We start from the raw sequence: 12,532 nt of genomic DNA on the forward strand, positions 1-12,532 counted from the left end.
TTAAACCTCCAGCAAATTTACAATTACCATGGGGCGCGTCTTCGTGCGCTCCCACAGCAGCGAAAGGAGCGCGTCGCGCGCGGCCTTCTTGATCTCTTTAACGCCGCCATCCTTGGAAAGCGCGCGCCCGATGGCGTTCTTCACTGTAGTCTGGGCTTCGCGGACCAGGTAGTCGTCATCTCCGCCCGTGATGCCGTGCATCTCGACTTGCACCGCTCCCGCCACGGACTTCTTCTTCCCGGAAACCGCCGCAGCCACGGCGGCGAATCCTTGAGCCGCCAGCGCGCTGCGCTCGTCGAGCACGCCCTGGGAGGTATCCCCCACCGACAGGCCGTCGACGAACACGATGCCCGACTGCACGATCTCGCCGCGACGGACGCCGCGCGAGGTCAGCTCGAGGCTTTCTCCGTTTTCGCAGATGAACACGTTCTCGGCGGGCACGCCCGTAGCCTCGGCCAAACGCGCATGCGCACGCAGGTGCGTGGCTTCGCCGTGCACCGGCATGAACGCCTTGGGCTGCACGATGGACAGCACCAGCTTGAGCTCCTCAGCTCCCGCATGACCGGACACGTGGACGCGCGCACGGCTCTTGTCGTACACGTCGGCGCCGATCTTCGCCAGGGAGTTGATAACGCGCGTCACCGCCTTCTCGTTGCCGGGCACCGGCGTGGCGGACACGATGACGGTGTCCCCCTCGTCGATGGAGATGGTGCGATGGTCGCCGTTGGCGATGCGCGCCAGCGCCGAAAGCGGCTCGCCCTGGCTGCCCGTGCACATGATGACCACCTGGTCGGCCGGGATGCCCTTGAGGTCGTAGGCGTCCACGATGTCGGTGTCGCTGATGTCCAGGTAGCCCAAGCGACGGGCGATGTCGGTGTTTTGGATCATCGAACGGCCCGTTACCACCACCTTGCGCCCGTTCGCCACGGCCGCGTCGCAGATCTGCTGCATGCGGTGGATGTGGCTGGCGAACGACGCGATGATGACGCGCCCCTTCGCCTGGGAGATGATCTTCGCCAGTTCTTTGCCCACTTCGGCTTCGGAGGGGGTGAAGTTCGGGTTCTGGGCATTGGTCGAGTCGCTCATCATGAGGTCCACGCCGATGCCGCTGAACTTCGAGAGCGCGGCGAAGTCGGTGGTCACGCCGTCGATGGGCGTTTGATCCAGCTTGAAGTCGCCCGTGTGCAGCACGTTGCCGGCCGGACTCTGGAAGAACACGCCCACCGCTCCGGGGATGGAGTGGTTCACGGCAAAGAACTCGGCGGTGAAGCAACCGAGCTTCACCTGGTCGCCCGGCTTGATCTCCACGAGCTTCGCGTTCTTGATCTTATGCTCAGCGAACTTGCCTTCGATCAGGCCCAGCGTCATCTTCGTGCCGTAGATGGGCACCTGGCGGTCAAGGTCTTTCATGAGGTACGGCAGCGTGCCGGTGTGGTCCTCGTGACCGTGCGTGATGATGATGCCGCGAAGCTTCTCGGCATTTTGCAGAACGTACGTGTAATCGGGCAGGATCAGATCCACGCCCGGATGGTTGTCGTCGGGAAACATCAGGCCGGCGTCGTCGAGTATCATGTCGCCCTTGCATTCGAAGGCCGTCATGTTCTTGCCGATGGCATCAAGGCCTCCCAGCGGGATGATCTTGAGCGTTGCGGAGCCGTCTTTCTTGGGCGACGAGAAGTTGCGTCGCGAGCTCTGGTTTCCGGAACCGGGCGCGCGGCGATTGCCGACGCCTTCCTTCGAGAGCTGCGGACGCTGCCGGTCCAGCTTCACGTGCTTGTACGAACGCGTCTTCTCGCCCGACTGCCCTTGCTGGGGATTGCCGGCTTGGTCCTGTTCGGTTTTGCGCGCACGTCCATTTCCGCGTTGCGCGCGCGGCTTGTTTTCTTCCATGTCATTCCTTTTCATCGTGCGCGCACGTCAGCGCATACGCAAGGAGCCGGGAGACCCGGCTTCCTCGCGCGAAGCCTGAACCAAAACGGCCAGCTTCTACGCTTCCGCACGTCGCGGCTATGTCAATGCGTCGTGACCGACGCTACATTCCTTTATTGCAGTACGCCCGTTTCGCGCATGATCTGCGCCAAACGCTCGGACTGTTCGGGTGTCGCATCCACCAGGGGAAGACGGACGCCGCCTACCGGGAAATCGAGCAGGCGCAGCGCCTCTTTGACGAGGATCGGGTTCGACGTTTCGAACAGGCCCGTCATAAGCGGCATGAGGCGGTCGTTGGCGGCCGCCGCCACTTCCCAATCGCCGGCGGCGCACAGATCGACGATTTCCTTCATGCGAGCAGGCGCCACGTTGCCGATCGTCGAGATAACGCCGGCACCGCCCATCTGCATGATGTCGAACGTGGCCGAGTCGTCTCCCGAGTATACGTCGAAGCCTTCGGGGGCAGCGTCGATGATGGCCTTCACCTGGTCCATTCTGCCCGACGCTTCCTTGACGGCTACCACGTTGTCGAATTCGTTGGCCAGGCGCAGCGTGGTTTCCGCTTCCATGTTGACCACGCAGCGACCGGGGATGTTGTACAGGATGATGGGCAGCTCCACCGAGCCCGCGATAGCGCGGAAGTGCTGGTAAATGCCCTCTTGCGGCGGCTTGTTGTAGTACGGGACCACGCACATGAAACCGTCGACGCCCAAGGCTGCGACGTCGCGTGCGAAGTCGACCGTATCGGCAGTGCAGTTGTCGCCAACGTTGGCGATGACGGGGACGCGATCGCCAACGGCCTCGACTACTGCGCTGAACAGCTTCATCTTCTGCGGGTAGAACACGGTTGGGCTCTCGCCCGTGGTGCCGTTGATGATGAGCGAATCGCTGCCGCCGTCGACCAGGCGCACGGCGAGAGCCTGGGCTTTGTCCAGATCCAGTTCGCGATCCTGATTAAAGGGCGTCACCATGGCCGGAATCATGCGACCGAAACGGGGCTGCGACATGCTCGTGCTCCTCACCTTGCTGCAACGCGGCACCGTGCCGCATTGCTGTTCCTACATCATGTACAAACCGTCATTATGCCACGACGCAAGCGTCATGACATGAAGTTCTCCAAACCTACAATGAGGCCTTCGCGCGCGCCTACGCTGCGGATGCCCAGCAGCACGCCCGGCATGTACGACGTGCGATCCCACGAATCGTGGCGAATCGTCAGCGTCTGGCCGAGCGAGCCGAACATGACCTCCTGACTTGCCACGTAGCCCATCGAGCGCACCGCATGCACGGGAACGCCCTCGACGAGCGCGCCGCGCGCGCCCTCCATGCCCTCCATCTCGGTTTCGCGACCCGGAGCCTCGCTTGCGCGCCCGCCGCGAGCTTCCGCGATGATCTGCGCCGTGCGCACGGCCGTTCCCGAAGGAGCGTCCTTCTTGTTGCAGTGATGGAACTCGATGACCTCGGCCTCCGGGAAATACGGTGCCGCCGCCTTGGCGAACTCCATCATGAGCACGGCGCCCGTCGTGAAGTTCGGAGCGTAGAACAAGCACGCGCCCGGCGCCGCCGCTGCCGCAAGCTCCTCGAGCACCTGGTTTGACATGCCCGTCGTGCCTACGACGCAGTCAACGCCGGCCGACAGGGCCGCGCGCACGTTGTCGGCCACGACGGAAGGCTGCGTGAAGTCCACCAGCACGTCGAACGTCGCGCCTTCGAGCGCCTCGGCAATGCTGGCGAACACGGGCTGCGCAGCGTCGAGCTCCGCTCCGTGCGGATCGATGCCGCAGACGACTTCCATGTCTTCGGCCTTCCCTACTGCATCTACCACCGCGGTGCCCATCCGACCTGCACAACCCGACACTGCAACCTTGATCATGTTCTTCCTTTCGTCTTTTGTTTGCAGCATAGTACCACGAGCCGGAAAGGAACGGCGCTGCATCGGCGCATCGGGGCTTCGGCGGCGGGATCGGGCGGCGTTCGCACATGAAGCCCGTCAGCGGCAGAACGCCCTGCGTGGTCCCTGCGACCATTCGCGCCCAAATCTCCGGAAGCGGCCCTACCGCTTCCGGAGAAACGAAACGGGCGCCGACAACCGCAGGGTCGTCGGCGCCCGTCGTCAAACGAAAACGCTCGAACTCGGAAAAGCCGCTTCGGCAGCCTTTCCCGAAAGATTAGCCCTCGTGACGCCTGCGAGGCGTACGGCCGTTGCCGCCGTTGCCGCCGCGGCCTTCGCGACCGCTACGACCGGGACGGGTGTCGCGGTCTCCGCGGTCCTCGCGACGCGGACGGTCGCCGCGCTCGGGAGCTGAGCCGGCGGGCGCTTCCGGCTTGTCCAGGCGGTCGAGCGAGATCTTACCGGAGTTGGGATCGACCTCGAGCACCTTCACCTTGACGATGTCGCCCAGGTTCAGCACGTCTTCCACCTTGCCCACGCGGCCGTTCGCCACGCGGCTGATGTGCAGCAGGCCGTCCTTGCCCGGCGTGAGCTTGACGAACGCGCCGAAGTCCTTGATGCCCACGACTTCGCCGTCGAACTCCTCGCCCACCTCGGGCTCCTTGACGATGCCCAGGATCATGGCCTTTGCAGCGTCGCCAGCAGGGCCCTCGATGGCGGCAATGTGGATGGTGCCATCTTCCTGGATGTCAATGTGCGCACCCGTCTCCTCCTGGATACCGCGCACGACCTTGCCGCCGCTGCCGATGACGTCGCGGATCTTGTCAACGGGAATGTGAATGGTCTCGATGCGCGGCGCGAACTGGGAAAGCTCCTCGCGCGGTGCGGCGATGGTCTCCAGCATGGCGCCCAGGATGTGAGCGCGGCCCTCGCTTGCCTGCTTGAGCGCGCGAGCGAGGATGTCGACGGACAGGCCGCGGGCCTTGTTGTCCATCTGAAGAGCCGTGATGCCCTTCTCGGTGCCGCACACCTTGAAGTCCATGTCGCCGAGGAAGTCCTCGATGCCCTGGATGTCGGAAAGGATGACCACGTCGTCGCCCTCTTTGATGAGGCCCATGGCAATGCCGGACACGGGAGCCTTAATGGGCACGCCAGCGTCCATGAGCGCCAGCGTGGAACCGCACGTGGACGCCATGGAGGACGAACCGTTGGACTCCAGCACCTCGGACACCACGCGGATGGCGTAGGGGAAGTCGTCCTCGCTCGGCAGAACCGGAATGAGAGCGCGCTCCGCAAGGGCGCCATGACCGATTTCGCGACGCTTCGGAGCGCCCATGCGGCCGGTTTCGCCCGTGCAGTACGGCGGGAAGTTGTACTGGTGCATGTAGCGCTTGCCCTCGGCGGGGTCGATGGTGTCAAGGCGCTGCCACTCGTTCAGCATGCCGAGCGTGCAGATGGAAAGCGCCTGCGTCTGTCCGCGCTGGAACAGGCCCGATCCGTGCACGCGGGGCAGGTAGCCCGGCACGATGTAGAGCGGGCGGATATCCTCGGGGCGACGTCCGTCGGCGCGCTCGCCCGTCTCGATGACCATGGCGCGCATAGCCTTCTTCTCGAGCTTCTTGAGCTCGGCGGAAACGTCGCCCTTCCAGGCGGCCAGTTCCTCGTCCGTGAACTGCTCGGCCTTGATGCGGTTCTTGAGCTCTTCCACCTTGCCCATGCGAGCCTGCTTGTCGGCGTCGCGCAGCGCGGCGGCCATCTCGGCCTCGAACGGAGCGATGCGCTCGGCGATAGCCGGATCGGCCACATGCACGGGCCACTCGCGCGGCTCGATATGGGCGCGGTCGAGGAAGCGCTGCTGCGCCTCGCAGAACGCGGCGATGGCCTCCTGGCCGAACGTCATGGCCGCCAGCATGTCCTCTTCGGAGATCTCGTCGGCGCCGGCCTCCACCATGGAGATGTAGTCGGCCGTACCGGCGATGGTCAGCTCGAGGTCGGAGTTCTCGGATTCCTCGAACGTCGGGTTGACGATGAACTCGCCCGTTTCGGGGTTGCGGCCGATGCGCACGCACGCAGCAGGGCCGTCGAACGGAGCGGCGCCCAGCATGAGGGCCGCGGAAGCGCCCATGACGCACACGGTGTCGGGCGGGTTGATGCTATCCACCACGAGCGTCGTGCACACGATGTGCACCTCGCGCTTGAATCCGTCCACGAAACCGGGGCGGATGGGACGGTCGACCATGCGCGCGGTCAGCGTGCCCTTGTCGGACGGACGCGCTTCGCGCTTGAGGTAGCCGCCGGGGATGCGGCCGACGGCGTACATCTTCTCGATGAAGTCGACCGTAAGGGGAAAGAAGTCGTAGTCTTTCTCCTGGTTCGAGATGACGGCCGTCACCAGCACGGTGGTGTCGCCCTGAGTGACGACGACCGAGCCCGTGGCCTGCTTGGCCAGCTCGCCTGTCTCCAAACGGTACTGCTTCCCGTACAGTTCGAAGGATTCGACGATTTTCTCCATAAGCTTCTTTTCTTTCTCTTCACCTGAGCGGCCCTAGTGCTGCTCAGCTTCTTCGGCGACGAGGTACTTACGTTTTCTCTCTGCCGCGAGCGAATGCGCCCTTGCGCTTCCGACCGCTTGTATTTCCAACCCCGCTCGTGCGGGGAAAGATCCCTGCGTTTATGCGAAAAAGCCCGCCGGGGCGGGCTTCTCGGAGCTTAGATGTTGTCGCGGATGCCCAACTTCTTGATGAGCACGCGATACTCTTCGATGTTGCGGTTCTTGACGTACTTCAGAAGACCGCGACGCTTACCGATGAGCATCATGAGGCCACGGCGCGTGTGGTTGTCCTTCTTGTGCACCTTCAAGTGCTCGGTCAGGTTGCGGATGCGCTCGGAAAGAATCGCGATCTGCACCTCGGGGCTACCGGAGTCGCCCTCGCCCTTACCGAACTCCTTGATGAGCTCCGCGGTACGCTCCTTGCTGATGCTAAGCCTATCAGCCATGTCTCCACCTTTCCTGCGGGCCTTGCGGCTCCGCGTTTTCTGCGCTCGTCCGAAAACGGAGCGCGGGGTACGCGCTTTCCTCTGGGTGGACATACGGTGGACGTATGCGAACCAAGCGGAAAGTGCCTGCGTTTTCGCAGCCCGCCTATTGTATGCCAAGCACCCGCGCCCGGCAAGCAGACGATACGGGCGCGCCACAGCTTGCCCACATATAACGGCGTCGGTCACTCGCAAGCGCTCTGCGACGGCGCGATCACGCTCGGCCCCTGGGGAATCCAGATGGTGAACGAAGTGACGCCCGCATCGCTTGTCGCATAGATGTCGCCGCCGTGCGCCCGCGCTATCTCGCGCGCGATGGCAAGCCCCAGCCCCGCCCCTCCCGACGAGGCGCGCGCCTCGTCCGCGCGGAAGAACTTCTCGAAAATGCGCTCGATATGCTGGGGAGACAGTTCGCGGCCCCGGTTGGTCACCGTCAGCTCCCACCACACGAAGCCGTCCGCCGCAACGGTCAAGTTCGTGCGCACGACCACGTCGGTTCCGGCATCGGCGTACGCCACCGCGTTCTTCATCACGTTGTTGAGCACGCGCGCGACGCGGCTTGCGTCCGCAAAGACCGAAAGCTCCTCGGGTCCTTCGTAGGCCAGGCTCAGGGCGCGCCCTTCGGCCAGAGGATAGAACTCCTCGATCACCTGGTTCACGAACAGAACGCCGTCGAAACGCGAGCGCTCAATGGGAAGCGCCTGTAAATTGTACCGCGTGATCTCGAAGAACTCTTCGAGCAGCTCCTCAAGCCGATGCGCCTTCGCCAACGCGATGCCCGTGTAGCGAGCGCGGACTTCCACTGGTAAGTCGGGCGACTCTTCAAGCAGCGAGAGGTAGCCGATAATGGACGTGAGCGGCGTCTTGATGTCGTGCGCCAAGTACATGACCAGCTCGTTTTTGCGCTCCTCGGCCGCCTTGGCCGTGCGCTCGTTCTGCTCCGACTCCACCTTTATCCCGTTCAAAGCCATGGCCGTTGGAGCCAGCTCGGCCGGCAGCACGATGGGGCCTTCCCGCTTCGCGAGAATGTCGGACACCGAGTCGAGCAGCAGATCGAAGTAGCCGAGCGCCCGGTTAATGCCGGAGCGCACCACCAGCACAATTCCCAGGACGAACCCGCAAATCGTCAGCGGGATGAACAGCATGGCGATCAGTCCGTGAATCTGGTCGTTGTACAGCACCAATCGGTAGACGAGGTTGGATACGACGTTGCCCAGCGTCAGCATGAACAGCGCGAACCCTGCTATGTACGCCACCGAGAACAGGATCACGTTCACGATCGTACGGCGCAAAATGGCATTCGAAAGCCTGCGCGTCTGATCCTGCCGGGCCTGGTCGAGGACCGTTTCCTTCATAGCATCCATCCCTTTCCTTGCAAGCGCGAGGCTGTCAGCCCAACTTGTACCCGACGCCCCACACCGTCTCGATGAATTCCTGCGAGGAATCCACGGCGGCCAGCTTCTTGCGCACGTGCCTGATATGCACCATGACCGTGTTGTTGCTTTGAGGGTTCGCAGGTTCGTTCCATACGCTCTCGAACAGCGATTGCGATGCCACCGGCCGCCCTTTCGCGCGCAGCAGCTCCGCCAGTATAGCGAACTCCTTCGGCGTGAGCGTGAGCGGTTCGCCGTGCAGCGAGGCTTCGTGGGCACCCTCGTCGAGCACGATTCCGCTCGATTCCAACAGCGACGGCGTTGACCGCGCATCTGAGGGTTGAGCCGTGCGGCGAAGACGCGCCCGTACGCGGGCTATCAGCTCGCGCGGCTTGAACGGCTTGACCACGTAGTCGTCGGCGCCCAGCTCGAAGCCGACCACCTTGTCGATCTCCTCGTCTTTCGCCGTGAGGAAAATGATGGGAACGGCGCTTGTCCTGCGGATCTCGCGACAGCAGGCGAACCCGTCCATACCGGGCATCATGATATCGAGGATGACGAGGTCGAACCCCTCGCGCTCGAAAACGTCGAGCAGATCGGCGCCCGCGTAGAACACCGCGGGCTCGAAGCCCCGCTCGGAAAGCAGCTGTCCTACCAGGTCGGCGATGGCCTGCTCGTCATCGCATACGGCCACCCGGTTCCTCGACTCCACGTCTAGCCCCTTTCCTTGCCTCTCGTTGGATTCATTGTATCCGCCCCGGTCGATCCCCCGGTCGCGGCGACTCAAAATTTAAGGAAAGCTTAATACATCGGTTGGCGTTTCTTATGAGACGCGAAAGCTGCCTGCGGGGATACTGGAAGCGAAGGCTCGCGCGGACCGACGCCCCGCCCCGCGGCGCTCCGCCGCATCGGCCAGTAGAAAGGACCCGCTATGGGCTACACCAATTCGTTCGAGCACGATCGTCACGGCTATCGGCCCGTCCGCCGCAGCGCGCCAGCTCGACGTGGCACGGCGAAAGGACGGGCCGGCGCCGTCAAGCTGGCCGGGTTGACGGGACTTGTCGCCGCGCTCGTCGGGGCGTGCTTCTACGCAGCCACCTCGCTCACGACGCTCATCGAGGGCGCGCAGGCAACCGCGAACGCCGGTCCCGCAGCGCAAAGCACGCCGCGCAGCGCCTGGCACATCGGCGAGATGCCGATCCTGTACCAGGAAGATCCCGCATGGTCGAACACGACGTACGCAGGAGACTCCTTCGGGGAAACCGGCTGCGGCCCCACGTGCATGACCATGGCGTACATAGCTCTGACCGGGAAAGACGATATGACCCCGGCCGATATGGGGGCGTTCTCGGAAAGCCTGGGGGCGGCATCCACCGAAGGCACCGCCTGGACCTTCATGACCGACGGCGCAGCCCGGCTGGGACTTGCCGCAACCGAGCTGCCCGCCGACGAGGCCAGCATCAGGCGGGCGATCGTTTCGGGGTCGCCCGTGATATGCAGCGTAGGACCCGGGGACTTCACCACCACGGGGCATTTCATCGTGCTTGCAGGCATCGACCAGCAAGGCCGGCTCATCGTGCGCGACCCCAACAGCCCCGAGCGCACCGCGCAAAGCTGGGATTTCCAAACCGTTCTCGGCCAATGCCGCGCCATCTGGGCGTACCAAGCGGCATGATCCGCTAGGGCCGCGCCCGGTTCAGAAGGCGCGGCCCTAGCGGGCGGTCTGCGCCTCGCGAAGCCCTTTCACCAACTGATCGGCGCACGATGTGGAACGGCGGCCGCACGTATTGCCTTCGAGCAGCGCAGCAACCTCGTCCACCGACATGCCCTGAACCAGCTTCGAGATAGCTTTCAGATTGCCGTCGCAGCCCCCCACGAAGTCGATATGCGACACCGAATCGCCCTCAAGCTCGATGTTGATCTCGCGGGAGCACGTTCCCCTCGTCTTGTACGTGTACATGTCAAACCTTTCCTCTTGCTAGAATAACCCGCTCGTGAACAGAAAGTTCAACGATTTCAAGCGCGTCCCAACATGTTCGTAGATCCATTCCTGGCAAAAACGCAGAACCGCGAAGGCTTCGGAGGGACCCGCCTCCATGTCTTCGATGGCGGAGAACGTGGAGCAGAGCAGGGCTTTGCTCCAGGCTACCACCTCGCCGGGCACCAGCTGCGACTCAACCTGGGACGCGCAGCTTGAGCAGAGCACCCCGCCCTCGCGATACGACACGAACACCTCGCTGCGTTCGGCAGAAGCAACGTCGCAGGCGCATCCCGCGCAGACGCTCAAACTGGGGCGCAAGCCCGCAAACGACACGGTCTTGAGCAGGTGAGCTGCGCAGATCAACGGAGCGCGCGATGCGTCCACCCGTCCCAGAGACGAGAGCGCGGTGCAGGTCAATGCGAACAACCGAGGGCTCTCCAGATCCATCTGCGTAACGCGGTCGAGCAGCTCGGCCATGGGAGCCGCGCAGGCCGCGTGCTCCATGTCGCGGCGCAAGCGCTCGTTGCTCTCCACCAAGCGCGCTTCCTTCACCACGTCAAGGCTGCGCCCCCGCGCTAAAAGCACGTCTGCCACCGAATAGAGCTCCAAACGCGAAGCGAAAGAGCTCGCAGGCTTGCGCGCGCCCTTCGCCACCGCGCGCACCTGCGAACCGTCCTCGACGAGCATCGTCAGGATCAGATCGCTCTCGCCCAGCTTCGTCTTGCGCAGCACGATGCCGCGCGCATCGTAGGTTGGCTGAGCCACGCCGCGCCTACGAAATGCTCACGATGCTGTTCGCGCTGTCCCAAACGATAACGCCGCTCTTCTGCTTGTACGAGCCGCGCACCGTCTCGCCGTCGAGCGTGGTTATCGCCGCAGCCGTGATGGTGAAAGCGGTCGTGTCGTTTCCTTGGTACGTTATGCCGTCGACCGACTGGATCGCGTAGGTGGTCCCCCCGATGTTCACCGTGCCCGCACTTGCCAGATACGCCTGCGCCGCCGCCGTCAGCTCGGCCCCGCGCGAACGCGCGATGTTGACGGTAACGCTCGAACCCGACGCAACCTTCTCGCCTGCCGCAGGCGACGTGCCCAGGATGGTTCCGTCAGCCGCAGCGTCATCGTAAACGTAGGCGCTCGTGGCCGTCAGGCCCTCGGCCTCGATCGCGGCAACCGCCTGATCCCAGGTCATCCCCGTGATATCGGGAACCGTGTATGCAGCGGCCACCGTAACGGTGACGGGCTCGTTCGCCTTGGCCTTCGTACCGGCTTCGGGGGAAACGGCCAAGACGATGCCTTCGCGCTCGTCTGATTTCTGCGTCACGAACTTCACGTTCTCGAAACCGAATTCCTTCAGCTTCGCAGCGGCTTCATCGCGCTGGATGCCTACCGTTTCGGGCACGACGCGCGCTTCCGACACATGTATGACAACCTCGGTTCCCTCGTCTTGTCGCGCGCCGGCGCCCGGGTCCATAAGCAGCACGACGCCTTCGGTCTCGTCGGACTTCACCTGCATGGTGCGCACCGCGAAGCCCTTGCCCTCAAGCACGTAGGTGGCGTCGGTCTGCGTCATGCCCACAACATTGGGAAGGATCTTTCCGCCCCAAAGCTCCATCTGGTACGTCGCAACCGCTGCGATTCCCGCGGCGGCCACCAAGCATGCGAGCACGATGGCAACCACCTTGCCCTTGCCGCCCTTCTTCGCGTTCGGATCGGGCGCGCGGAACTCCTTCTGCTTCGGCGCTGCGCCGCCTTCGATACGCGGCATTTCCATCGTGCCGCCGGAACGCCACGACGATTGCGGCGGCACGTAGTTGGAATCGACCAAGCACTCGTCAAGGCCGGAAAGGTCGGCTGTGCGCCCCGCCTCGAAGTCTTCCTGAGAACGCTTCGGAATGAACGGGGTCAGATCGTCGTCACGCGTCGGCGGCTCCTCGGAAGCCTCATCGGAGACGGCTTCTTCGTCGGACGGGCTGAAATCGAACGCGTTGCCGTCTTCGTCGACGTTCACGCCCGCAACGTCTATGGCGGGAAGCTTGGCGGGGTCGAGCGGGCCGGATGATCCCGCCTGCACGCCGGCAGTCGGCTCTTCCTCGTCGGAAGAGACCGAGCCTGCGAAATCGGGATCGAGCTCGTCGTCGTTCGCGGCTTCGGGTACAGGCGCAAGCGACTCTCGATCGGCATCGACCGCGGCGGCAACCTCGGCTATTTTCCCCGACAGCGGCAGTCCGCATTCGTTGCAGAACTTCGCGCCGTCGCGGTTTTCGGAATGGCAATGAGGACAGATCATGCTGACTTACTCCCTCGCAGGTGACGGTACGAAAA

At 63.7% G+C, this 12,532-nt stretch carries 11 protein-coding genes; 1 reads left to right on the forward strand and 10 read right to left on the reverse strand.

The genetic code is table 11. The features are described from left to right. The 7 genes from LQE90_RS00765 to LQE90_RS00795 all read right to left on the reverse strand — a co-directional run bounded on the left by LQE90_RS00765 (window position 1) and on the right by LQE90_RS00795 (window position 8,941). A complete protein-coding gene (locus LQE90_RS00765; RefSeq protein WP_216528524.1) occupies window positions 1-1,890 on the reverse strand; it encodes a ribonuclease J in 1,890 nt (629 codons plus the stop codon). 152 nt (window positions 1,891-2,042) lie between these two features. Then, window positions 2,043-2,936, reverse strand: a complete 894-nt coding sequence (gene dapA / locus LQE90_RS00770) for a 4-hydroxy-tetrahydrodipicolinate synthase (RefSeq protein ID WP_216528525.1) — start codon at window positions 2,934-2,936, stop codon at window positions 2,043-2,045. Between the two features lie 92 nt (window positions 2,937-3,028). Then, the gene (dapB, locus tag LQE90_RS00775; protein ID WP_216528526.1) at window positions 3,029-3,802 is read right to left on the reverse strand and encodes a 4-hydroxy-tetrahydrodipicolinate reductase; all 774 of its coding nucleotides are present in this window, start codon (window positions 3,800-3,802) and stop codon (window positions 3,029-3,031) included. Window positions 3,803-4,097: 295 nt separating this feature from the next. Further along, a complete protein-coding gene (locus LQE90_RS00780) occupies window positions 4,098-6,332 on the reverse strand; it encodes a polyribonucleotide nucleotidyltransferase (RefSeq protein WP_114566114.1) in 2,235 nt (744 codons plus the stop codon). Window positions 6,333-6,529: 197 nt separating this feature from the next. Continuing rightward, the gene (gene rpsO, locus LQE90_RS00785) at window positions 6,530-6,817 is read right to left on the reverse strand and encodes a 30S ribosomal protein S15 (RefSeq protein ID WP_114566115.1); all 288 of its coding nucleotides are present in this window, start codon (window positions 6,815-6,817) and stop codon (window positions 6,530-6,532) included. Between the two features lie 224 nt (window positions 6,818-7,041). Further along, window positions 7,042-8,220 carry a sensor histidine kinase gene (locus LQE90_RS00790; protein ID WP_225749185.1) on the reverse strand — a complete coding sequence of 393 codons (1,179 nt, stop codon included), beginning with the start codon at window positions 8,218-8,220 and terminating at the stop codon, window positions 7,042-7,044. A gap of 25 nt (window positions 8,221-8,245) precedes the next feature. Beyond that, a complete protein-coding gene (locus LQE90_RS00795; RefSeq protein WP_216528527.1) occupies window positions 8,246-8,941 on the reverse strand; it encodes a response regulator transcription factor in 696 nt (231 codons plus the stop codon). 219 nt (window positions 8,942-9,160) lie between these two features. On the opposite strand from LQE90_RS00795, the gene LQE90_RS00800 reads away from it, so the two are divergent. Continuing rightward, window positions 9,161-9,904, forward strand: coding sequence for a C39 family peptidase (locus LQE90_RS00800; protein ID WP_216528528.1), 744 nt, complete (start codon window positions 9,161-9,163; stop codon window positions 9,902-9,904). Window positions 9,905-9,940: 36 nt separating this feature from the next. On the opposite strand, the gene LQE90_RS00805 is transcribed toward LQE90_RS00800, so the two are convergent. Genes LQE90_RS00805 through LQE90_RS00815 form a run of 3 tightly spaced genes read right to left on the reverse strand, consistent with a single transcriptional unit; the run spans window position 9,941 to window position 12,497 of the window. Then, on the reverse strand, window positions 9,941-10,189 hold the full coding sequence (locus LQE90_RS00805) for a TIGR03905 family TSCPD domain-containing protein (protein ID WP_114565695.1): 249 nt from the start codon (window positions 10,187-10,189) through the stop codon (window positions 9,941-9,943). A gap of 18 nt (window positions 10,190-10,207) precedes the next feature. Continuing rightward, on the reverse strand, window positions 10,208-10,975 hold the full coding sequence (gene recO / locus LQE90_RS00810) for a DNA repair protein RecO (protein ID WP_114565696.1): 768 nt from the start codon (window positions 10,973-10,975) through the stop codon (window positions 10,208-10,210). A gap of 7 nt (window positions 10,976-10,982) precedes the next feature. Then, the gene (locus tag LQE90_RS00815; RefSeq protein WP_216528529.1) at window positions 10,983-12,497 is read right to left on the reverse strand and encodes a PASTA domain-containing protein; all 1,515 of its coding nucleotides are present in this window, start codon (window positions 12,495-12,497) and stop codon (window positions 10,983-10,985) included. Window positions 12,498-12,532: the final 35 nt, after the last annotated feature.

This window comes from Paraeggerthella hominis (assembly GCF_021044775.1).
Classification (GTDB): Bacteria; Actinomycetota; Coriobacteriia; order Coriobacteriales; family Eggerthellaceae; genus Paraeggerthella; species Paraeggerthella hominis.